Genomic DNA, 20,614 nt, shown 5'->3' with positions numbered 1-20,614 from the left:
CGGGCGGGGGGACGCATCCTCTCGCCCGGTCGTCGGGGTCCATCGGCGCGGAGCCTTGGGATACCAAAAGTTGAGGAACACCGGCAGGGGTGCGAGAATGCCCAGATGGCGGGGGCTATAGCAGCAGGCGGGGAACTCGAGTCGGTGCGAGTCACCCGCATCCTTCGTGACGACATCATCCTCGGACACCGGAAGCCGGGTGCGCGACTCGTCGAGCGGGACATCGCCGCGGAGCTGAACGTGTCCCGCCTTCCGGTCCGCGAAGCCATCCGCACACTCGTCGCCGAGGGGATCGTGGTCGCGCGTCCTCGTACCTGGGCTGTCGTGAGGGAGTTCACGCACCGCGACATCCAGGACTTCGCAGAGGTGCGCGAGGCCATAGAGACGCTGATCTTCGTCTTCGCGGCGGAGCGGCACGACGAGGCGGGTATCGCCCGCATCCGTGCCGCGTACGAGCGCGAGCTCGCGGCCGCACGTGCCGAGGATTCCGAGGCGGCGAGGATCGCGGCGGCGGAGTTCCATGAGGTCGCCGTCGAACTCGCCGCGAACGAGATGCTCGGAGAGCTGATCGCCGTCTTCCTCACCCGTCTGCGCTGGCTGTTCGGTCAGCACGACGACCTGCTCGCCATGGCGGACGAGCACAGGATCATCCTCGAGGCGATGACGGCGCGGGATACGGAAGCGCTGCGTCGGATCGTGCCGGCGCACCTCGCCAGCGGCCAGTCCGCGGCGGAGCGGCGGCTTGCGGCGCGCAGCGACCTGACGGTCTGAGCCTCGCGGGTCCGCGGCCTCCCGAGGTGAGGTCCTGCGGAGGCACCTCCGGTTGTATATTGGGGCGATCGGAGTCGGTCCGGAACTGGTGCGCTGTCCTGGGGAGCGAGATGCGAGGTCTTGCTGTCGCGGTCGGATGCCTCTTGCTTGTCGGTGGGATCACAGTCGTCGCCATCGCCGATCAGGAGCGTCTGGAATCGATCGCCGCGGTCAAAGCGGAGATCGTCCGGATCGAACGTGCGCTGGAGACGACGCGGGGCGACAACCGGGAGCTCGCCGAGCAGCTGACAGCGCTGCGCTCACAGCTCGCGGAGCAGGACGCGCAGATCGCGGACACGACGGGCTTCCTCCCGTGATGCGTCGCGCCGTGGCCGTCGCGCTCGCGGCCTCCGTGCTCCTCGTCTCGGGGATGATCGGCAGATCCCAGGGCCTCGAGCAGGAGAGGGCGTCCGCCGTCGCTGAGCTGACCGCGCTCACCGAGCAGTACCACGATGCCGGACAGCGCACGGACTACCTCGATGGCGCGGTCGACCGCGCGGAGCAGGACACCGCGGAGCGCGCCGCCGTCCTCGCCCAGCGTCCCGCCTTCCTCGCGGAGGTGCAGGCGCTCACCGTCGCCCTCAAGGGTGCGGAGGGGCGGGTGGACACCGCCGCGCACCGTGCTGCCGCGCTTTCGGCACAGCAGACGGTCGCCGCCGAGAAGGAGAACCCCGACACGGTCGCTGCGGCCACGGCGACCGTGCACGCGCTCACCGAGAAGGTCGGCACGGAGGTCGCCTCGTGGCAGGCGGCGCAGAGCTCGGGCCCCGGCGGGCCGGCGTGGTCGTCGAGCGGCCCTGACGGCTACGCGCGGGTGCGGGCGGCGCTCGACCTCGTCGGCGGTGGAGGCGTCGGGCTCTACGAATCGTCGTCCTGTGCGGGGGGAAACGCCCCGGCCTGCGCGAACAGCAACGGGTACATCAAGTACCGCGCCGACATCGCGAGCTGGGGGGCCGGCCGGTTGAACTGGGCGATGGCGCACGAGCTCGCGCACATCTATCAGTTCCGTGTATGGGGCTCGCTCACGTCGTCCGGTGCCTACGGGTCGCTGTTCGGCGGCGACCCGGAGTTCCTCGCCAACTGCATGGCCGTGGTGCGCGGATATCCCGGATCGGTCGGCTGCAACGGCGATCAGCAGGCGTGGGCCTCGGGCATCTGGGTGGGCGTCGTCCGCTGAGGCGGTGCGCCTCAGCGTCGTCAGGACATCCGCGTCAGGATATCGGCGTCAGGATATCGGCGTCGTGGTGTCGATCGCCTCGCGCAGCGGCCGCCGCATCACACGCCAGTACGACGCCGGCGCGATACGGGTGAGCACATCGATCAGGCGCGCCTCGCGGCCGACCATGGTCCGTGCAGCCCGTCGTTCGGTCGCGCGGATGATCCGCGCCGCCGCGTCTGCGGGCTCGGTGTGGTACATCTCCGCCTGGGCGGCGGCGGCGCGGGCGGCGACCTTCGGGTCGATCGCCGCGGCATAGCGGCCGTGCAGGATGATCCCGGTGCGCACCCCTGCCGGGTACACGGCGCCGACGGTCACAGAGGTGCCCTCCAGCTCGTGCCGCAGTGCTTCCGAGAAGGCGCGGACGGCGAATTTGCTCACCGCGTAGGGGATCCGTCCGGCGGGGGCGGCGAGGGCGTAGACGCTCGCCAGATGGGTGATGTGGGCGGCAGGGGCGGCACGGAGCGCGGGGAGGAGCGCTTTGGTGACGGACACGGTGCCCCAGAGGTTTACGTCGGTGAGCCAGCGCATCTCCTCCATCGTCAGCTGGTCGATGTCGCCGAGCATGGAGGAGCCGGCGCACGTGATCAGCGCATTGATCCGCGGGTGCGACGCGGTGATGTCCCTGACGGCGGCGAAGACGGCGTCGTCGTCGCGGAGGTCGACGACGTGCGTGGTCACGCGTGCGTCGTGCAGCTCCTCGGCGATCCTCGCGAGAGCCGCGGTGTCGTGGTCGACCAGCGCGAGAGATGTTCCTCGGGCAGCGAGCCGGCGTGCGATCTCCGCGCCCATCCCGTTGGCGCCTCCGGTGATCACGGTGGTGCCCCCGGTGAGGTCGAGGTGTTTCATGCGTCTCCTGCAGGGCGTGATCGGGGCGCGAACCCGCGGATGTCGGATGGGTGGGGCATGCTGATTCCGACCATTCTGGCCGACACCGGGCCGCATCGATACCGGTACGCTCAAGGAGAGGAGGTACCGGTGGGACGGACAGCGGATGCCATCGCCGAAGGCGTCGCGATCGCGACCGCTGCCGCGCGCCTGGCCGTCAAGAACCACATCCTCATCGGCACCATCGCCGAGGACGGCGTGTTCGACATGGACAAGTACATCGACGACGCGCGTGAGGCGCTCCGTGCCATGGCAGAGGAGTCGGAAGAAGCCGCGGCCACCGTCACCGCCCTGCGCAAGCGGGCGAGGGGCCGCCATTCCGATCCGGTGGGGACGCACGACTACCGCGATCGCGATGTGCGCAACCTCCGCCGTCGGGCCAAGCAGTCCACCGGCGTCGCCGTGCGTCTGCGCGAGATCATGCAGGACCGGGAGCAGCTCGCCGCCATCGTCGAGGAGGCGAGGAGCGCGGCCTGGGCCGACGTGCGCCACAACCTCGACCGTCGACTGCGTGTCGAGGGGATGCGCCCCGACCAGGATCCCGACTACAACCGCATGCGCGAGGCCCGGATGCAGGCCCTTCGGCTCGTCGACCTGCAGGCGCTCTCCTCGGAGCAGAGAGCCAAGGCCAAGAGACGGAAGAAGCAGCAGAAGGCCGCATCGGCCGACGACTGAGGCCTCGTTTCGCTTTCGCGTCGGGACTGTTGTAGGCTGTTCTACGGCCCGCTGAGCGGGCCGGGCGCCCGTAGCTCAATGGATAGAGCATCTGACTACGGATCAGAAGGTTAGGGGTTCGAGTCCCTTCGGGCGCACACTGTGTTGAGACAGTGAGAAACGGCTTCCACTCCGGTGGAGGCCGTTTCTGCATTCTCCGACGGTCCGCTCACCGGCGATGTGCCGAGTCGGACCTCTCAAGTCATCCGACGTCGCCGAGGGCCGCGAGAGCGCGAAGGTCGAGCGGTTTGTCTGCCGATACGGCATCGATGAGGACCAACGTCGCCTGCGCGACGAGGCGCGGGCCGCCGGGGCCGTGCGTCCCCGTCACCCCGGGAATCGGAGCGAGGAGGAGCCCCGCATCGACGAGCCCGAGGTGGGCGACACCGTCGAACGTGAGACGTGCGCCGGTGCCGTCGGAGAGGAGGGTCTCGACAGTGGCGTCGTACGCGGGATTCGGGTCCGCATCGCCGGCGATCAGGAACACAGCCGGTCGGCCGAGGGTCGTCCCCTGCGGAGAACGGGGCATGCCGTCGATGTCGATCGTCCCGCTGATCCTGTCGTCGAGCCGCGCCGCCTCGATGGCTGCGGCACCTCCCAGAGAGTGGCCGGCTGTGACGATCCGCTCCGGGTCGACGGCGCCGAGAGCAGCGATCGGGGAGCTTCCGTCGACGAGTACGTCGACGACGGCGATGATGTCGGCTGCGCGGACCGCGGCCGCGTGGTCGGCGGCAGCCTGGTCGCGCGCGTCGTCGCCGGTGGAGACGAGTTCGCCGAAGGCGGTCGTGCCGTCGGCGAGTTCGGCTGCTGCCGAGTCGTACGGGTGGTCCAGGGCGATCACGATGACTCCGTGACTGGCGACCTCCTCCGCCCACGACGTCGCGAACCAGCGCGTGCTCTGGCTGCCGGGAGAGGCGATCACGACCGGGAAGCTCCCGGCCTCGGGATCCGCATCCCCGCCGGCGTTCGCGCGCGCCGCCGCGAGTCCGTCGAAGACGAGGGACGGCATCCCGTACTGGTCGGCGAGGGCTCGCGTGAGGGTGTCGACACGTTCCCGCTGCGGCAGGAAAGCCACGGAGTCCTCCGACGCCTCGGCGGGGTACCAGATCGTCGCCGGGATCGAGCGTCGCTCGCCGTCTCCGTCGCCGTCGCCGTCGCCTCCGCGGGCGTCGCGTGTCGCATCCGTCCAGACCGTCGTGGTGATACCGACGGCGTGAGGCCCGGTCGGTGCAGGCACGTAGACGGGCGGCAGGCCCCATGCCGCGACGCCGGTGCCGACCAGACCGATGGCGAGCACCACGCCCGTCGCGGACGCGAGACCGCGGAGGCGTCCCGATCGCGCCCAGATCACCGTGCCGGCGACGAGGGCCGCCAGGCCGGCGAGCAGGAACAGCTGCCAGCGTGCTCCTTCGACCAGGAAGGCGACGATGAGCGTGAGCGCGGTAGCGACTGCGACGATCCAGGTCGCGGTCGGCGGGCGGCGCCGTGCGGCGATGCCGATGACGAGAGTCGCCAGGACTCCGGCGGTCGCGGCGATGTCCAGCCAGGGCATGGCACTCCTCCATCGAGTGGGTGGAGCCACAACGCTACGTCGGGAGATCTCTGCGGGGCGTCATCCTCGGGAGCGAGCGGGCTCATCCTTGCGGATGATCCCTTCGTCGTCAGGTGAGCAGGCTCGTGATCGCCGGGTCGCGGTCGGCCACCTCGGCGGCGGTCGCGACGATCACGTCGCGGATCGCGGCGACGGCGACGGCCGGCGTCACATCCGCACGGTGGGCGAGGCTCACCGTGCGGGTCATCATGGGGTGCGTCAACCGGACCGACCGCAGGGCGGGGCGATCGAGGAGCACCATCGCCGGCACGACCGCGACGCCGACACCGCGCTCGACGAAACGCAGCACCGCGTCCATCTCGGCGCCTTCGAGCACATGGGTGGGCCTGAGGCCCTCGGCGCGGAAGGCCGCATCGGTCGTGGCTCGAAGCTCGTAGGTCTCGTCGAGTGCGATCAGGGGGAGGGACGCGAGGTGGAGCAGCGTCATGGATGCCGAGCTCGATACGGGCGGCTCGGTCGCGGCCGAGACGACGACGAGTTCCTCGGTGAGCAGCGGCATCCGCGTGAGGCTGAACCCCGAGGGTGGAGGGCCGTCGGATTCCGTGATGAGTGCGATGTCGACGGCGCCGACGGCGAGCTCCTCGACGAGGCGGCGAGATCCGCTTTCGGTGAGATGCAGGTCGACGCCCGGGTGCGCGGCATGGAAGGAGCGGATCGCCTCGGCGACGAGGCTGATGCAAAGGGTGGGAGGGGCGCCGAGGCGCACGCGTCCCCGTCGGAGCCCGGCGAGTTCGCCCATCTCGTCGCGGATGGCGTCGGCCTCCGCCAGCATGCGCTGCGCACGCGGCAGCAGCGTCTCGCCGGCGGCCGTGAGGGCGATGTGGCCGCGCGCACGATGGAACAACTCGGCGCCGAGTTCGCGCTCCAGCGTCGAGATCTGCCGGCTCAAAGACGGCTGTGCCAGGTGCAGGTGCTCGGAGGCGCGGGTGAAGTGTCCGAGACGCGCGACCTCGACGAACCCGCGGAGCTGCTCGAGGTTCATGGCCATAGCCTACCCGCATCGTTTCAAGTCGAACTATGCATTGGAGTTATTAGGATCCCCTAACTACCGTGGACCGCATGGCTACGCGCGAACGTCAGATATCCACCACCGTCCTCGTCATCGGCACCGGAGGCTCGGGTCTCCGGGCAGCGATCGAGATCGCCGAACACGGCGTCGACGTGCTCGCCGTGGGCAAACGGCCGCGGCAGGACGCGCACACCTCCCTCGCCGCCGGCGGCATCAACGCCGCGCTCGGCACGATGGACGCGGAGGACAGCTGGCAGCAGCACGCGGCCGACACCATCAAGGAGAGCTACCTCCTCGCCAACCCGCACACGGTCGAGATCGTCACTCAGGGCGCCGAGCGGGGCATCCGCGACCTCGAGCGCTGGGGCATGGACTTCGCGCGTGAAGACGACGGCCGCATCTCACAGCGGTTCTTCGGCGCTCACACCTTCCGCCGTACGGCATTCGCCGGCGACTACACGGGGCTCGAGATCCAGCGCACCCTCGTGCGCAAGGCCGAGCAGCTCGACGTGCCGATCCTCGACCACGTCTACATCACCCGCCTCCTGGTGCGCGACAACGTCGTGTTCGGGGCCTACGGCTTCGACCAGGCCGACGGCACCCGCTACCTCATCCACGCGGATGCCGTGATCCTCGCCGCGGGCGGACACAACCGCATCTGGCGCCGCACCTCTTCCCGCCGTGACGAGAACACGGGCGACTCCTTCCGCCTGGCGGTCGACGCGGGAGCTCGCCTGCGCGACCCCGAGCTCGTCCAGTTCCACCCGTCCGGCATCATCGAGCCGGAGAGCGCGGCGGGAACCCTGATCTCCGAGGCGGCTCGCGGCGAGGGCGGCATCCTGCGCAACGCGCTCGGTGAGCGGTTCATGGCGAAATACGACCCCGAGCGGATGGAGCTGTCGACGCGGGACCGCGTCGCGCTCGCGGCGTACACCGAGATCCAGGAAGGTCGCGGCACCGAGAACGGTGGCGTCTGGCTCGACGTGTCGCACCTGCCGCGCGAGACGATCATGACCCGCCTGCCACGCGTCTATCAGACGATGATGGAGCTGCAGATGCTCGACATCACCACCGACCCGATCGAGATCGCACCGACCGCGCACTATTCGATGGGCGGTGTGTGGGTGCGGCCGGAAGACCACCAGACCGATGTCGACGGCCTCTACGCGATCGGCGAGGCCTCCAGCGGACTGCACGGCGCCAACCGACTCGGGGGCAACTCGCTCATCGAGCTGCTCGTCTACGGGCGGATCGTGGGGCAGGCGGCCATGGAGCATGCGGCCGGGCTGGATGCGCAGCGTCGGTCGGCGACGGCCGTCGCCGAGGCGCGTGCGGAGATCGACGACCTGCTCGCCGCGGAGGGACGTGAGAACGTCCGCGCGCTGCAGCGCGCGATCCGCAACCTGATGACCGAGTACGCCGGAGTCGTGCGCTCGGAGGAGGGGCTGCGCGCGGGACTCGCCGACCTCGACATGATCGAAGGGCGCATGGAGGACATCGGCATCCACCCCGACATCGCGGGTTTCCAGGACCTCGCGCACGCGTTCGATCTCAAGGCGTCGGCGCTCGCTGCACGCGCCACCCTCGAGGCGGCGCTGGAACGTCGGGAGACCCGTGGATGCCATAACCGCAGCGACTTCCCCGACACCGACCCGACACTGCAGGTGAACCTGGTGTGGTCGCCGAAGGACGGTGTGACCCGAGAGGCGATCCCTGAGATCTCGCCTGAGATCGCCGAGCTCATGCGGGAGGTCGACACCGAGGGCAAGCTCGTCGAGTAGCGGGGACGCGTTCACGACCGAGGCCCCGTCCTGCCGATGACAGCAGGACGGGGCCTCTGTGGTGCTCCGGATTCTTCGGGAGCTCAGTCGGCCTGCGGCTCTTCCGTGTCGATCACGCCGATGCCGACCGCCTCGTGATCGGGCTCGGGCTCATCGCGCTTCGGAGCCTTGGGCTCTTCGCCCGGGGCCTTCTCGGTGCTGGGCTCTTCGAGCTCCTCGGTGCTCGGAACCTCGCTCGGGTCGGCGTCTTCTGGCGATTCCGCCTCGGCGGGTGTCGTGACCTCGCCCTCGCTCGTGTCCGACGACGGCGTGGGCGTGGGGGTCTGCGATTCGGGGGAGGCCTCGTCCGTGGTCTCCGGGTCGGGAGTGGTGTCGGTCATGATGACCCCTTTCGACGATGTGGTCTGAACAGGATGGCTCCGCACACGCAGGACGGGAAGGGGCTTGACGCGCTGATGAGTTAACCGCGGTGAACCGAAGTGGTGAATCCGGCGTAGCCTGGAGGGGTGACAGCGTACGTCTCGGCCTTCGACCTCTTCTCCATCGGAGTGGGGCCATCGAGCTCCCATACGGTCGGACCGATGCGAGCGGCTCTCGACTTCGCTCGGCGACTCACAGCGACGGGCATCCTTCCCCAGGTCGCCCGGATCGGCAGCACCCTCTACGGTTCGCTCGGAGCGACGGGTATCGGGCACGGCACCCCGGATGCGGTCGTCGCGGGCCTGCGCGGTCTCACGCCGGAGACCTGCGATCCTGCCGACGTCCGTGCAGCCTGGACCGATCTGCCCGCGCAGGCCATGATCCGCATCGACGGCACCCACGACGTCCCCTTCGCGAAGGACGACATCGTGTTCGCGCCGCGCACCCGGCTTCCCGGGCACCCGAACGCCATGACGATCACCGCCTGGGACGACTCGGGTGCGGTGCTCGCCGAGGAGACCTACTACTCGGTCGGCGGAGGCTTCATCCGACGCGACGGCGAGGAAGCGAAGCTCGCGACCGCCGGATTCCCGTATTCCTACGCGGATGCGGCGTCGCTGCTCGCCCTCTGCGACGAGAACGGACTGTCGATCGCCGAGGTGGCGCGACTGAACGAGACATCGCTGCGCTCGGAAGAGGAGGTCGCTGCCGGGCTCGATGCGATCTGGGATGCGATGTCGGGGTGTGTCGATGCCGGCCTCCACGCCGACGGCACGCTCCCCGGAATTCTCAAGGTCAAGCGGCGCGCCGGTGTGATCCGCGGCCAGCTCGAGGAGGTGGAAGCCGACGGGCATCGCGAGCTTCCCGGGGAATGGCTCGGGGCCTTCGCGCTCGCCGTGAACGAGGAGAACGCGGCGGGCGGTCGCGTCGTCACGGCGCCGACCAATGGAGCCGCAGGCATCCTCCCAGCCGTCGCGATGTACTGGTGGCGTTTCCTTGCCGACTCGGGGCTCGGGGCGGGCAATGCGGTCACTCCGTACGGCGAGCTGGTCGGCAGTGCGCTGCTCGGTTTCGAGTCGGACGTGCGTGCGGTGAGCGACGGGAGCGAGCTCGACGAGGAGCAGACCGCTGAGGCGAACCGTCGACGCGGCATCCGTCGCTTCCTGCTGACCGCGACGGCACTCGGGTCGCTGTTCAAAGCCAACGCGTCGATCTCCGGCGCGGAGGGCGGGTGCCAGGCCGAGGTCGGCAGCGCCTGTGCCATGGCGGCCGGCGGCCTCACCGCGGTGATGGGCGGCACGAACCGGCAGATCGAGAACGCGGCCGAGATCGCGATGGAGCACCACCTCGGTCTCACATGCGACCCGATCGGCGGGCTCGTGCAGATTCCCTGCATCGAGCGCAACGCGATCGCCGCCTCGACCGCCGTCACCGCTGCGCGGCTCGCCCTTCGCGGCGACGGCAGCCACTACGTCTCGCTGGACGCCGTCGTCGAGACGATGCGTCAGACGGGGGCCGACATGTCCACCAAGTACAAGGAGACGAGCGAGGGTGGCCTCGCTGTCAACGTCATCGAGTGCTGAGGCTCCTTCCCGTGTCCCTGTCGGGGGATGCGGGTAGCCTCTCCGAGACGTCACACGGGGAGGGATCACGATGGATGCGTTCTGGGAGCCGACCTCTCGGCGACGACGGCAGCAGCCCGTCGTCGCGGTCCGTCCGAACGATGAGGCGCAGACGACGGGCACGGGGTGGCCGACGAACATCCCCGCGGTCGCCCAGGTGCTGCGTGAGGGGATCGACCTCGACCCCGGGGTGACCTTCCTGGTCGGCGAGAACGGCAGCGGCAAGTCCACCCTGGTCGAGGGCGTCGCGATCGCGTACGGCCTCTCACCCGAGGGAGGTTCCCGGCAGGCTCGACACACCACGCGGGCGACCGAATCGCCATTGTCCGAGTGGTTGCGGCTGCAGCGGGGAGTGGGCTCGAGCCGTTGGGGGTTCTTCCTCCGTGCAGAGACGATGCACTCCTTCTACACCTACCTCGAGGAGAACCCGTCGACCAGCGCACCCGATGTGCCGTTCCACGAGATGAGCCACGGCGAGTCGTTCCTCGCACTGCTGGAGAGCCGTTTCGACGAGCCGGGCTTCTACTGCCTCGACGAGCCGGAGGCCGCGTTGTCCTTCAACTCCACCCTCGCCCTGATCGCCGTGCTCCGACGCATCGCCGACGAGGGAGGGCAGGTGCTGTGCGCCACCCACTCGCCGGTGCTGGCGGCCCTGCCGGGAGCGAAGATCCTCGAGGTCGGCGAGTGGGGTGTGCGCCCGGCCGAGTGGGACGACCTCGAGATCGTGAACCACTGGCGTTCGTTCCTCGAGCATCCGACGCGCTATCTGCGTCATCTGCTCGACTGACCGGCGCGCCGTGCCATCGCCGCGCATCATAGGCTGACGGGCATGACCGAGCACAAGCCCCCCAGGCGGCGTGGCCGTCCCCGCGGCGTCTCGGACTCGCGGGCGCGCATCATCGCGTCCGCCGTGGACGACTTCGGGGAGAAGGGCTACGACGGAGCGACGATCCGCTCCATCGCCGCGAGGGCCGGGGTGGACTCCGCCCTCGTGCACCACTACTTCGGCACCAAAGCCGACCTCTTCGCCGAAGCCGTGGGCATCCCGCTGCGTCCGGACATCGATGTGCCGGGGATCCTCGCGGGTCCGCGTGACGAGGTCGGTGAACGTCTGATCCGATACGTCCTCGAGGCGTTCGAGCAGCCCGAGGTGCGCCGGCGCGGGGTCATGCTCCTCCGCACCGCGATCGGGAGTCGGGTGACGACACCGCTGCTGGCAGGATTCCTCTCGCGTGAGCTCCTCTCCCGCATCTCGCGGAGCCTCGACGTCGACGACGCCGACCTCAGGGCATCGCTCGTCGCCTCGCAGATCGCCGGGATGCTGATCGCCCGATATGTGCTGAAGCTCCCGGCGCTCGCTGCCGCCCCGGTGGAGGACCTCGTCGCACGGCTGGGCCCCACGGTGCAGCGCTACCTCTTCGACTGAGCTCCACTTCCTTCTGCTCTGCACCTTCTACGGCGCTGCACCTTGCTGCCCTCTGGAGAACCCGTTGACGCCGTCGAGCGGGAGGCGCATAATTCATCGCATGATGAATAATGCTGCCGTCGAGATCACGCAGCTGCGTGTGCGGCGCGGGGCCGTTCGTGTGTTCGACGGCATCGACCTCGCCGTGCCCCGCGGCCAGATCACGGGACTGTTGGGACCCTCGGGGTGCGGCAAGACCACGCTCATGCGGTCGATCGTCGGCGTGCAGCGGATCGCGTCGGGCGACGTGACCGTTCTCGGTGAGCCGGGCGGTTCCCGCCAGCTGCGGCATCGTGTCGCGTACGGCACGCAGGGTGCCTCGGTCTACGGCGATCTCAGCGTGCGGCAGAATCTCACCTACTTCGCCTCGCTCCTGAAGGCGCCGAAGGGCGACGTCGACCGGGTCATCCAGGAGGTCGGTCTCGGCGCGCAGGCGGCGCAGCTCGTCGATTCGCTGAGCGGCGGCCAGGCGACGCGGGTGTCGCTCGCGGTCGCGTTGATCGGCGCCCCCGAGCTCATCGTGCTGGATGAGCCGACGGTCGGCCTCGACCCTGTACTGCGTGCCGAGCTGTGGAGCCTGTTCCGACGCCTTGCCGACCGGGGCGTCACACTCATCGTCTCGAGCCACGTGATGGACGAGGCTGTGCGCTGCGACCGGCTGCTCCTGATGCGGGAAGGGCGGATCATCGCCGACACGACGCTGTCGTCGCTGCTTGCCGACACCGGCACGCACGACGCCGAAGCCGCGTTCCTCGCTCTGATCGAAAGCGACAGGGCGGCCGGCACCGCGACCACAAGGCGGGCGCGGCGAGAGGCGCACGAGCGGAATGAGGAGGTAGAGGGATGAACGGACGTCGGCTGTTCGCGACCGCCGGGCGCGTGCTCACGCAGCTGCGGCACGACCCGCGGTCGATCGGCCTGATGCTCATCGCCCCGAGCCTGCTCGTCGGTCTCTTCGCCTGGCTGTTCAGCGAGCAGGACGGTGTGTTCGATCAGTTCGGCGGTGCGATCCTGGCGCTGTTCCCGTTCATCGTGATGTTCCTCATCACATCGATCACCACCCTGCGCGAGCGCCGTTCCGGCACGCTCGAACGGCTGATGACCACGCCACTCGAGAAGGCCGACTTCATCCTCGGCTACGCACTCGCGTTCGGGCTGATGGCCCTGCTGCAGGCGGTGATCACGGTGTCGTTCGCGGTCGCGGTGTGCGGCCTCGACGTCGACGGGCCGCTGTGGCAGCTCGGCCTCGTCGCGGTTGTCGATGCTCTGCTGGGCACGGCGCTGGGGCTGCTGGCGAGCGCGTTCGCCCAGACCGAGTTCCAGGCCGTGCAGTTCATGCCGCTGCTGGTGTTCCCGCAGATCATCCTCGGCGGTCTGTTCATGCCCCGAGACCAGATGCCCGATGTGCTGCACGCCATCTCCGACTGGCTGCCGCTCAGCTACGCGATCGACACGATCAACGCGGTCGCGGCGGGGGACGAGGGCGCGGACGTGTTCGGTCCGCTGCTCATCGTCGTGGCGTTCGCCGTCGGCGCCCTGGCGCTTGCCGCCCTCACACTGCGGCGGCGAACTGGCTGAGACCGGCTCGGTGGTGCGGGTCAGCGAGCGGCGCGGTTCTTGGTGTGCTTGGTCGGCGCCGCGGCCCATGGGTCCTCGGGCCACGGGTGCCGGGGGTAGCGGCCGCGCATCTCGGCGCGCACCTGGGCGTAGGGACCGGACCAGAAGGAGGCGAGGTCGTCTGTGACGGCGAGCGGCCGCCCCGCCGGGGACAGCAGGTGGAAGAGCACGAGAACGCGTCCGTCCACCAGCCGCGGCGTCTCCGCCCAGCCGAAGCACTCCTGCAGCTTCACTGCCACGACGGGGCGTGCGGTCGCGTCGCCGTCGGGCTCCGGGTAGGTGATGCGCACCCGGGACCCGCTGGGCACGGCGAGCCGTTCCGGGGCGAGCGTATCCAGGTGCGCGGCTTCCGGCCAGGGCAGCAGACGGCGAAGGGCGGACGTGAGATCCAGCCGGCTGGCGGGGGCGCCGGACGCGAGGGCATCGAGCTCCGTCGCCAGCCACGTGTCGAGCGATTCGAGCAGCCCCGAGTCCGACACGTCGGGCCAGGGTTCGCCGAGCTCGCGTCGCAGCAGCGCGAGTCGGCGGCGCAGGGCATCCGCACTCTCGGACCAGGTGAACATGCCGAGTCCGTCGCGTCGGAGCGCCCGCTCCACTGCATCCCGGCCTTCCGACGCCGCCGCCCGCACCGGCACCGATGAGCGAACGATCGCCCCGATCCGGCGCTCACGGCGGGCCTGCACGCGACCTCCGACGAACGCGGCCTCGATGCGGTCTGTCATCAGGTGGCTGGCCGCGCTCTCCATCTGCCCCTCCGTCAGCACCGCCGCCGATCGGATGACCGCACCGGAGCCCGCCGCCGCCCGCGATGAGGCCCGGGTGACGTCGGCCACGGCCAGCCACTCCACGGCGGCGAGCGGACCGGTGACCCCGGCCCGGGTGCCCGAAGCCAGCAGGAAGGTCGCGCCCGACTCCGAGCGCTCGACGCGGTGGGCGACACGGTCAGGGAAGGCCAGCGCGATCACGAGACCCACCCCCTCGAGGCCCGAACGCGTGTCCGGCGTCGGATCGACCATCCGCTCCAGGCGACGCGCGTCCTCGTGCCAACGGCGAGCGTCGGGGGTCCGACTTCCGCGCAGTGCGATGAGAGCGTGGGCGACGTCGGCGTCGGGGACGCGCTGGTCTCCGCTCAGAAGCGCGACCACCTCAGCGGCGAGTCGGTTCCCCACCACGGGACTGCCGTCCCGCAGCGCCCTGGCCAGTCGCGGGTCGGTCGGGATACGTGCCAGCACTCGGCCGTCTGCCGTGGCGCGACCGTCGTCGTCGATCGCGCCGAGTCCGCGGAGCACGGCCACGGCGTCGGCGAGGCTGTCGGCTCGCAGCGGTTCGATCATGCGCAGACCCGCGCCATCCGGTGCGCCCCAGCAGGCGAGGAGGAGGGCGGCGTCGGCGAGGTCGGCCGTGGCGATCTCCGGCGACGGACGAGCGGGAGCCGCGGCGTAAGTGCGCTCGTCGACGCAGCGGATCACGGCGCCGGGGCCCTGCCGGGTGGCGCGTCCGGCACGCTGCACGCACGAGGAGCGTGAGGCGGCGGTGGTGACCAGACCCGTCATGCCACGGGCCGCGTCACGCTGGGGCTGCCGCGACAGGCAGGTGTCCACGACCAGCCGTACACCCGGCACGGTGAGAGATGACTCGGCCAGGGAGGTGGTGACGATGATGCGGGGGACCTCTCGCGGCGCGCGGCCGCGGATCACGGCGTCCTGTTCCGCCGGGGCGATCCGCCCGTGCAACTCGCGCACGTCGAAGGCGTCGCTGAGGGAGCGGAGGCGTCGCGCGATCTCCGACACCTCACCAGCGCCGGGGGCGAAGACCAGCACATCGGCTTCCGGGTCTTCGCGGACCAGTTCGGCGGCTGCGGATGCGGTGATGCTCGCGACGTGGTCGAGGAACCCCCGGGTGACTCCCCGTTCGTCGAGGCGGGGCACGGGACTCGGAGCCCATCGCTCGGTGAGGGGGAAGGCCGGGACGTCGTGGTCGACGACCGGCGCAGGGGACTCGTCGGTGCCGATGACGGCGCCGATCCGGGCGGCGTCGAGGGTGGCCGACATCGCCACGACCATCAGGTCGTCCCGCAGCTCGCGCACCTCGGAGAGCAGACCGACGAGGAGGTCGGTCTCGATGGCGCGCTCGTGCACCTCGTCGATGATGACCGCGCCCACACCGTCGAGTCCCGGGTCGTCGAGCATCCGTCGCAGGAGGACCCCCGCCGTGACGAACTCGACTTTCGTGTCGGCTCCCGCGGAGCGCTCGCCGCGGACGGTGAATCCCACGCGCCCGCCGAGAGGCGAGCCGTCGAGCTGCGCGAGTCGGCGAGCGGCCGCGCGTGCGGCCACCCGGCGCGGTTGGGTGACGATCACCCGCCCGGGGGTTCGCGAGGCGAGAAGCGGAGGCACCAGGGTGGTCTTGCCCGTGCCCGGCGGTGCGGTCACCACCACGGATGAACTCGTGTCGAGGGCGGCGGAGAGCTCCTCGACGGCGCCGGCGAACGACAGGCCGGCGCCGATCGTGGCGATGTCGAAGGCGGCGCGCGTCATCCGTCCAGTCTGCCCGGTCGGAGAAACGGCGGATGCCGCGACCGAATCGATCGCGGCATCTGCCGTCATGCGCCGACTACTCCGCGGGCGGCGCGGGCGGCGGTGGCGTGGTCGGCGTCGCGACGCGCGGCGTGGGCGCGGCCGCCGAAGCCTCTGCGACTCCTGCGCCGAAGCCGCGGCCCACGGCCTGACCCTGGATGATGCCGGCCAGGTCGAGTCCCGTAGCCGAGTGGACGCTGTCGAACACCGAGGCGAGTGCCTTGGCGCTGTCGGCGCCCACGACGGTGGATGCGCCGTCTTCGCCGGAGCTGCCGATGATCGACACGTTGCCGATCGCCGCATAGCCCTTCGAGAACTCGGCCATGATCGACGGCAGCACCTCGAGGACGCGCTGCGAGAGGAATGCGTCCTGGTTCGAGGCGATGGCCTTGGCCTCCGCCTCCAGGGCTGCCGCACGGGCGTCACCCTCGGCACGGATCGCGTCGGCCTCGGCGCTGGCGCGGAGGCGGCGGGCTTCTGCTTCGGCCTCGGCCTGGGCTCGGAGGGCGTTCGCCTCACCGCTGGCCTTCGCGATCGCCGCTGCTGCTTCACCCTCGGCACGGGCCTTGTCGGCCTGGGCCTGCTGTTCGGCGATGCGCGTGCGGGCCTCGGCCTGCTTGACCTGCTCGATCGCGGCGGCTTCGGCCGAGCGCTCGCGTGTGTAGAGCTCGGCCTGGGCGCGGGTCTCCGCCTCGTAGCGCTGGGCGTCGGCGACGCGCTTCACGTCGGCGTCGAGCTGTGCCTGCTTGTTCTCGGCCTGCTGCTGCAGCACCGCCTGCTCGGCCTGCGCGCGGGCGAGTGCCTCGGCCTGCTCGGCTTCGGCGCGCGCCCGGCCGATGCCGGAGTCCGCGTTGGCGGTGTTGGTGTCGAGCGCGGTCTGCTCGATCAGGTTCGCTTCCTGGTTGGCGATGTTCTTCTGGTTGATCGCGCGGTCGGCGTTGGTCTGCGAGATCTCGGCGGACTGGCGCTTCGCCTGGATCTCGGGGGCGCCGAGCGACTGGATGTAGCCGACTTTGTCGGTGATGCCCTTGATCTGGAACGAGTCGAGGATCAGCCCCTGCTCGGCGAGCTCCTGCGAGACGTCTGCCGCGATCTGGTCCGAGAACTTCTTGCGCTCGCGCATCAACTCGACGACCGACAGGGTGGCGACGATGCCGCGGAGCGCACCTTCGAGCTGCTCGGTGGTGAACTGCTCGATGGCCTTGTCCTGCGAGGCGAATCGCTCGGCTGCGCGGCGGACCAGGATCGGGTCGGATCCGATCTTCACGATCGCGACACCGTCGACGTTCAGGGTCACGCTGTCGAGCGACTGCGCTTCGGCGTTCAGGGAGACCTGACGTGAACGCAGCGAGATGATCTCGTGACGCTGCGTGATCGGGTTCACGAGCGACTTGCCGTTCACGATCACGGTGACCGGCGACTCCGACATCTCGGACCTGCTCGAGCCGTCGGCCGAGAGCACTGCCGTCTGCACCTTCTGCTTGCGTCCCGAGATGACGAGTGCCTCGTCGGCGCGAGCGACCTTGATCCAGCTGCGCGCGAACAGCAGCAGGACGAGCAGTAGGACGACGGCGACGACGACGGCGATTCCGACGATGACGAGGATGCCGACGATTCCGGCGATCTCCATGGATGACCTCCCTGGTTCCCCCCGAGGGGGCGGTCTCGGACGCGCCGTAATGCGCGCCTTCGCCCCCACCCTGCCAGAAAAGCGCCCGGCGTCGCCGCGGCGGACGTCATCTCCCGTGCCCCATGGGGAACTCATCCTCCCCAGAGAAGCTGTGGAGGAGAGTCGGACGTCAGCCCTTGCGGAGCTTCTCCGCGAGGTCGCGCAGGGCGCGGAGCTCGTCGTCGTCGAGGCGGGACATGCGCTCGGCGATCGAGCGTCCGTGCACAGTGGCGAGCGAGCGGAAGGCCCGTGCCCCCTCGTCGGTTGCGCGGATCAGTGCGCCGCGACCGTCGTCGGGGTCGGGGCACTTCGCCACGAGACCGCGCGCGACCATGCGGTCGACCAGTCGCGAGACGCTGGGTTGGCTGATGAGCATATTCGCCGTGATGTCCCGCAGCCGCGCTGTGAGGTCGGGGGAGCGGGTGACGGTGAGCAGCACGTCGTACTCGGCCTGCGCGATATCGCTGTGCTCGAAGTCGCCCATCATCTCGGTGAACAGCTCGTGCTGCGCGCGGAACAGGCTCTCCCAGGCCTCCAGGGCGAGCTTGCGATCGGTCATCCTCACAGAATAGTGCGAACAGTAAAGGGCCGGTCGGAGAGGCTCCCGACCGGCCCTTGTCCCTTGCACCAAGAGTGTCCTGCAATCACATGCGGTGGATGCCACAGCAAACATTCACCGTGCGATCACTGTATAACGGCGAGGTAACGAATGCAACGGTTTGATCACGGAAAGTTCCGCGAGGCCTCGGGTTTGTCCTGTCTCACCGGATCTGTAGAAATCTCATCTACCTGTGGAGCGTCGCACGGGGGTCCCCATGGGTGCCGCGGGGCGCGCATGCATCGCCGTCACTGTGCGCGGTGGCCCAGTATCGGGGGATGGGAATCCCAAAGTCGGAATCGCGCCTTCGGCGAATGTATGGTGTCTCGACGCTCAAAGAGGTGCACGCGGAGACCGTCGCCAGCATCTGTCATCTGTTCGCGCTCGATGAACAGGTTGCCGCAGCGGTCCGCTCGGCGGCGGGACTCGATGATGACCCCGTCGACCTCGCAGGGCGGATGCGGGGACAGCGGCCGCCCGACCTTGTCGATGTTGCACATTTCCCGGCCGATGCCAAGCAGATCCTCGGCGGAGCGGACGCCGCGCTGGCAGAGGTCCCGGAGTGGCGCGCCCGCGTCGTCCCGTGGCTGGATCGGGCGCGTGAGCCCTCGGCGGACGTGCTTGCCGTTGTCGCCGAAAGACTGAACGAGCTGCCGAGGGGCGTGAAGGCTGCCAGCAACGTCGACGCCGTCGTCGGGATGGCGCGACGTGGTGAGGCAGGAGACGTCGTCAGCGCCGGCTTCGTGCCGCAGATGCTGATCGCAGCGGATCACCGAGACTATGCCCTCTTCGGCGGTTCCTTCTCTGCAGATGACATCGCGGCGGGGATCCTGCGCGTCGAGCCCGGATCGCGATTGGAAATCGGATTCCTGACCCCCGGCGAGGAGAGCGCGATCTTTGGCATCCCCGTGACGCTTGCCAATGCCCGGTCGACCGTGTCGACACTGCTCGTCGGAGCCGCCCGAGTCGAGTTATGGGGCACGACGGGCTTTGACCCTATGTGTGAGGAGTCGACCTGGACGGAATACTCGTTCCCAGAAGGCGGCTTATCGCGCGTACTGACGCTCATTGCTGACGTCCTTGCACGGCAGTCCGCGCCTGAGTATGGGGAGCTTCCCGGCTCCGACTTCGCCGATGGCGACTTCTTCCGTGTCGATTACCTCAGGCATGGAGACCTGTGGTCACTTTCTGCGCCGCACCGAGCGATCGCGTACGACGAGGAGGAATGGGGCGAAGTTGCGCAAGCCGAGGTTGAGGCTTTCGTGCGGTGCTGCCAGTTGGCGGCGCGGTCTGCGGCGTCTCTTGATCGCCACCCGTTCGCCTCATTGCCCGATGCGATGCGGCTGCGCCGGATGCCGGTGTTCGACCCCGCCCGGCTGCTTGGTGAGGACGAGGCCTTCGCCCTGTTCGATCTCACGCCTGATGGGCGGCTCCAGTGCCGCGCTCGCATAGCCCTGATGGAGTCCGCGTACACGGTGCCGCTCTCAACCCAGACACTCGGCCTCCTCGAACGGCATGCGCGCGATCGCGCCGTTGGCGCTGTGCGGTGTCGCGATGGAGCGCTCGCCTTACAGCGACTGATCGCCTCGCTGTCCGCTGACATCGCGGAGCGCCTTGCCGCGTTGAAGGGAAAGACGCGTGTATATGTCTCGCTCGGCAGGGGACTCACGTCGAGCCCCTTGCTGGAGGTGTTGTTGCGGCTGGGTGTGGGCGCCGTCAGGTCGGTCTCGCTGGCGCTCAACGCCGCGACGGACGCGGCGTTAGGCGACGACCGGCTCACCCATTGCCGCGACGGCTACGCGAACGCCGCGACTGCGCGGATCGTGGTCGATCGCGCGGACGCTCATCCCTCGGGCTCGCTGCCCTGGGCTGAGTTCGAGGCGACGTTCGTCTCGAAGTGGTACCCGAAGAACCAGGTCCTGTCCGCGCGCGAACACGTGACGGGAGTGGGCGCCGACGTCTTCCATTTCTGCGGACATGCGCGTGGGAACGGCGAGGTGTTCGACAACGCGCTCCACCTCTCCGCTGAACTAGGCGGACCCGTCACCGCGTACGACATCCTGGGTGGCGAGGGAGTCTGGCAAGGCACAGCGCTGGCGGTGCTGAGTGGATGCGACGCGGGTGCGGGGAAAGCTCACGCACCGTTGCGCGTGCGGTCGGCATCGGTCGCTGAAGCGCTGCTGGTTCGAGGTGTCCGCTGGGTGCTCGCACCCGCCTGGAAGGTAGGCGATCAGTTCGCGGCGGTCTTCACCGCAGTGTTCCACTTTGTCTTCGCGCAGGAGCGGAATCCCTACCTTGCGCTGTGGCATGCACGGCGACTCGCTAGCAACGACTTCGCGAACGTCGCCGAACTGGACGCCTTGGAGTGGCACCTCGATCGCGTTCTGGGCGAAACGTGGCGCTGCGGCTTGACGCAGCAGCGGGATGTGGCCGCCGTCACCGCGGACGTCGCCGCTTTCGAGCTGCATGAGCGCGTGATGCTGCTTCCACTCGGCGTCCCCGACGCGGTCGAGAGGACGATCGCGGCGAGCCGACAGATGACGGCATTTCGGAACCACGTCGAGGACTGAGAGGGACTGCCGTGCAGTTGCTGACAACTCTGGTGAGACAAATCAGC

The 20,614-nt window shown here is 69.5% G+C and carries 18 protein-coding genes and 1 tRNA gene; 12 read left to right on the top strand and 7 right to left on the bottom strand.

The window, feature by feature from the left end; genetic code table 11:
• Nucleotides 1–105: 105 nt before the first annotated feature.
• From MOX01_RS15840 to MOX01_RS15830, 3 genes are all read left to right on the top strand, one after another.
• Nucleotides 106–771 carry a GntR family transcriptional regulator gene (locus MOX01_RS15840; RefSeq protein ID WP_046746712.1) on the top strand — a complete coding sequence of 222 codons (666 nt, stop codon included), beginning with the start codon at nt 106–108 and terminating at the stop codon, nt 769–771.
• 143 nt (nt 772–914) lie between these two features.
• On the top strand, nt 915–1,127 hold the full coding sequence (locus tag MOX01_RS15835) for a hypothetical protein (protein ID WP_230977960.1): 213 nt from the start codon (nt 915–917) through the stop codon (nt 1,125–1,127).
• Nucleotides 1,127–1,987 (top strand): hypothetical protein, encoded by an 861-nt coding sequence (locus tag MOX01_RS15830; protein ID WP_058631592.1) that lies wholly within the window; start codon nt 1,127–1,129, stop codon nt 1,985–1,987. The genes MOX01_RS15835 and MOX01_RS15830 overlap by 1 nt, the downstream gene beginning before the upstream one ends.
• A 48-nt stretch (nt 1,988–2,035) precedes the next feature.
• Here the strand turns inward: MOX01_RS15830 and MOX01_RS15825 are convergent, their stop codons facing one another.
• Nucleotides 2,036–2,875 (bottom strand): SDR family NAD(P)-dependent oxidoreductase, encoded by an 840-nt coding sequence (locus MOX01_RS15825; protein WP_061016091.1) that lies wholly within the window; start codon nt 2,873–2,875, stop codon nt 2,036–2,038.
• A gap of 129 nt (nt 2,876–3,004) precedes the next feature.
• Between MOX01_RS15825 and MOX01_RS15820 the strand changes: the two genes are divergently transcribed.
• Complete coding sequence (locus MOX01_RS15820) at nt 3,005–3,589, top strand: hypothetical protein (RefSeq protein WP_058631503.1); 585 nt, start codon at nt 3,005–3,007, stop codon at nt 3,587–3,589.
• Nucleotides 3,590–3,653: 64 nt separating this feature from the next.
• Nucleotides 3,654–3,726, top strand: a tRNA-Arg gene (locus MOX01_RS15815).
• 104 nt (nt 3,727–3,830) lie between these two features.
• On the opposite strand, the gene MOX01_RS15810 is transcribed toward MOX01_RS15815, so the two are convergent.
• On the bottom strand, nt 3,831–5,180 hold the full coding sequence (locus MOX01_RS15810; protein WP_141370479.1) for an alpha/beta hydrolase: 1,350 nt from the start codon (nt 5,178–5,180) through the stop codon (nt 3,831–3,833).
• 109 nt (nt 5,181–5,289) lie between these two features.
• Nucleotides 5,290–6,228, bottom strand: a complete 939-nt coding sequence (locus tag MOX01_RS15805; RefSeq protein ID WP_046746707.1) for a LysR family transcriptional regulator — start codon at nt 6,226–6,228, stop codon at nt 5,290–5,292.
• A 71-nt stretch (nt 6,229–6,299) separates the two neighbouring features.
• Between MOX01_RS15805 and MOX01_RS15800 the strand changes: the two genes are divergently transcribed.
• Nucleotides 6,300–8,030 (top strand): L-aspartate oxidase, encoded by a 1,731-nt coding sequence (locus tag MOX01_RS15800; protein WP_046746706.1) that lies wholly within the window; start codon nt 6,300–6,302, stop codon nt 8,028–8,030.
• An 83-nt stretch (nt 8,031–8,113) separates the two neighbouring features.
• Here MOX01_RS15800 and MOX01_RS15795 read toward each other — a convergent pair whose 3' ends face one another.
• Nucleotides 8,114–8,410, bottom strand: coding sequence for a hypothetical protein (locus MOX01_RS15795; protein WP_046746705.1), 297 nt, complete (start codon nt 8,408–8,410; stop codon nt 8,114–8,116).
• A gap of 126 nt (nt 8,411–8,536) precedes the next feature.
• Here MOX01_RS15795 and MOX01_RS15790 point away from each other — a divergent pair, with 126 nt between their 5' ends.
• From MOX01_RS15790 to MOX01_RS15770, 5 genes are all read left to right on the top strand, one after another.
• Nucleotides 8,537–10,033 carry an L-serine ammonia-lyase, iron-sulfur-dependent, subunit alpha gene (locus tag MOX01_RS15790; protein WP_141370477.1) on the top strand — a complete coding sequence of 499 codons (1,497 nt, stop codon included), beginning with the start codon at nt 8,537–8,539 and terminating at the stop codon, nt 10,031–10,033.
• Nucleotides 10,034–10,103: 70 nt separating this feature from the next.
• A complete protein-coding gene (locus MOX01_RS15785) occupies nt 10,104–10,859 on the top strand; it encodes an AAA family ATPase (protein WP_141370475.1) in 756 nt (251 codons plus the stop codon).
• Between the two features lie 42 nt (nt 10,860–10,901).
• Complete coding sequence (locus MOX01_RS15780; protein ID WP_061016084.1) at nt 10,902–11,498, top strand: TetR/AcrR family transcriptional regulator; 597 nt, start codon at nt 10,902–10,904, stop codon at nt 11,496–11,498.
• Between the two features lie 100 nt (nt 11,499–11,598).
• Nucleotides 11,599–12,384, top strand: a complete 786-nt coding sequence (locus tag MOX01_RS15775) for an ABC transporter ATP-binding protein (RefSeq protein WP_141370473.1) — start codon at nt 11,599–11,601, stop codon at nt 12,382–12,384.
• The gene (locus MOX01_RS15770; protein WP_141370471.1) at nt 12,381–13,115 is read left to right on the top strand and encodes an ABC transporter permease; all 735 of its coding nucleotides are present in this window, start codon (nt 12,381–12,383) and stop codon (nt 13,113–13,115) included. Before MOX01_RS15775 ends, MOX01_RS15770 begins: the two co-directional genes overlap by 4 nt.
• A 20-nt stretch (nt 13,116–13,135) precedes the next feature.
• Here MOX01_RS15770 and hrpB read toward each other — a convergent pair whose 3' ends face one another.
• The 3 genes from hrpB to MOX01_RS15755 all read right to left on the bottom strand — a co-directional run bounded on the left by hrpB (nt 13,136) and on the right by MOX01_RS15755 (nt 17,958).
• Complete coding sequence (gene hrpB / locus MOX01_RS15765; RefSeq protein ID WP_141370469.1) at nt 13,136–15,691, bottom strand: ATP-dependent helicase HrpB; 2,556 nt, start codon at nt 15,689–15,691, stop codon at nt 13,136–13,138.
• Nucleotides 15,692–15,767: 76 nt separating this feature from the next.
• Nucleotides 15,768–17,360 carry an SPFH domain-containing protein gene (locus tag MOX01_RS15760; RefSeq protein WP_046746700.1) on the bottom strand — a complete coding sequence of 531 codons (1,593 nt, stop codon included), beginning with the start codon at nt 17,358–17,360 and terminating at the stop codon, nt 15,768–15,770.
• A 169-nt stretch (nt 17,361–17,529) separates the two neighbouring features.
• Nucleotides 17,530–17,958, bottom strand: a complete 429-nt coding sequence (locus MOX01_RS15755) for a MarR family winged helix-turn-helix transcriptional regulator (RefSeq protein ID WP_045264204.1) — start codon at nt 17,956–17,958, stop codon at nt 17,530–17,532.
• Between the two features lie 317 nt (nt 17,959–18,275).
• On the opposite strand from MOX01_RS15755, the gene MOX01_RS15750 reads away from it, so the two are divergent.
• Nucleotides 18,276–20,567 (top strand): CHAT domain-containing protein, encoded by a 2,292-nt coding sequence (locus MOX01_RS15750; protein WP_141370467.1) that lies wholly within the window; start codon nt 18,276–18,278, stop codon nt 20,565–20,567.
• Nucleotides 20,568–20,614: the final 47 nt, after the last annotated feature.

It is taken from the genome of Microbacterium oxydans (assembly GCF_006540085.1).
In the GTDB taxonomy this organism is placed as follows: domain Bacteria; phylum Actinomycetota; class Actinomycetes; order Actinomycetales; family Microbacteriaceae; genus Microbacterium; species Microbacterium oxydans.
This window is presented reverse-complemented; position numbering and strand designations above follow the sequence as displayed.

Excerpts from the sequence above, each read along its gene's own strand:
- MOX01_RS15840 (WP_046746712.1), top strand. The coding sequence starts at position 106 with ATGGCGGGGGCTATAGCAGCAGGCGGGGAACTCGAGTCGGTGCGAGTC.
- MOX01_RS15830 (WP_058631592.1), top strand. The coding sequence starts at position 1,127 with ATGCGTCGCGCCGTGGCCGTCGCGCTCGCGGCCTCCGTGCTCCTCGTC.
- MOX01_RS15825 (WP_061016091.1), bottom strand. The coding sequence starts at position 2,875 with ATGAAACACCTCGACCTCACCGGGGGCACCACCGTGATCACCGGAGGC.
- MOX01_RS15810 (WP_141370479.1), bottom strand. The coding sequence starts at position 5,180 with ATGCCCTGGCTGGACATCGCCGCGACCGCCGGAGTCCTGGCGACTCTC.
- MOX01_RS15805 (WP_046746707.1), bottom strand. The coding sequence starts at position 6,228 with ATGGCCATGAACCTCGAGCAGCTCCGCGGGTTCGTCGAGGTCGCGCGT.
- MOX01_RS15800 (WP_046746706.1), top strand. The coding sequence starts at position 6,300 with ATGGCTACGCGCGAACGTCAGATATCCACCACCGTCCTCGTCATCGGC.
- MOX01_RS15795 (WP_046746705.1), bottom strand. The coding sequence starts at position 8,410 with ATGACCGACACCACTCCCGACCCGGAGACCACGGACGAGGCCTCCCCC.
- MOX01_RS15785 (WP_141370475.1), top strand. The coding sequence starts at position 10,104 with ATGGATGCGTTCTGGGAGCCGACCTCTCGGCGACGACGGCAGCAGCCC.
- MOX01_RS15780 (WP_061016084.1), top strand. The coding sequence starts at position 10,902 with ATGACCGAGCACAAGCCCCCCAGGCGGCGTGGCCGTCCCCGCGGCGTC.
- MOX01_RS15775 (WP_141370473.1), top strand. The coding sequence starts at position 11,599 with ATGATGAATAATGCTGCCGTCGAGATCACGCAGCTGCGTGTGCGGCGC.
- MOX01_RS15770 (WP_141370471.1), top strand. The coding sequence starts at position 12,381 with ATGAACGGACGTCGGCTGTTCGCGACCGCCGGGCGCGTGCTCACGCAG.
- hrpB (WP_141370469.1), bottom strand. The coding sequence starts at position 15,691 with ATGACGCGCGCCGCCTTCGACATCGCCACGATCGGCGCCGGCCTGTCG.
- MOX01_RS15760 (WP_046746700.1), bottom strand. The coding sequence starts at position 17,360 with ATGGAGATCGCCGGAATCGTCGGCATCCTCGTCATCGTCGGAATCGCC.
- MOX01_RS15755 (WP_045264204.1), bottom strand. The coding sequence starts at position 17,958 with ATGACCGATCGCAAGCTCGCCCTGGAGGCCTGGGAGAGCCTGTTCCGC.
- MOX01_RS15750 (WP_141370467.1), top strand. The coding sequence starts at position 18,276 with ATGGGAATCCCAAAGTCGGAATCGCGCCTTCGGCGAATGTATGGTGTC.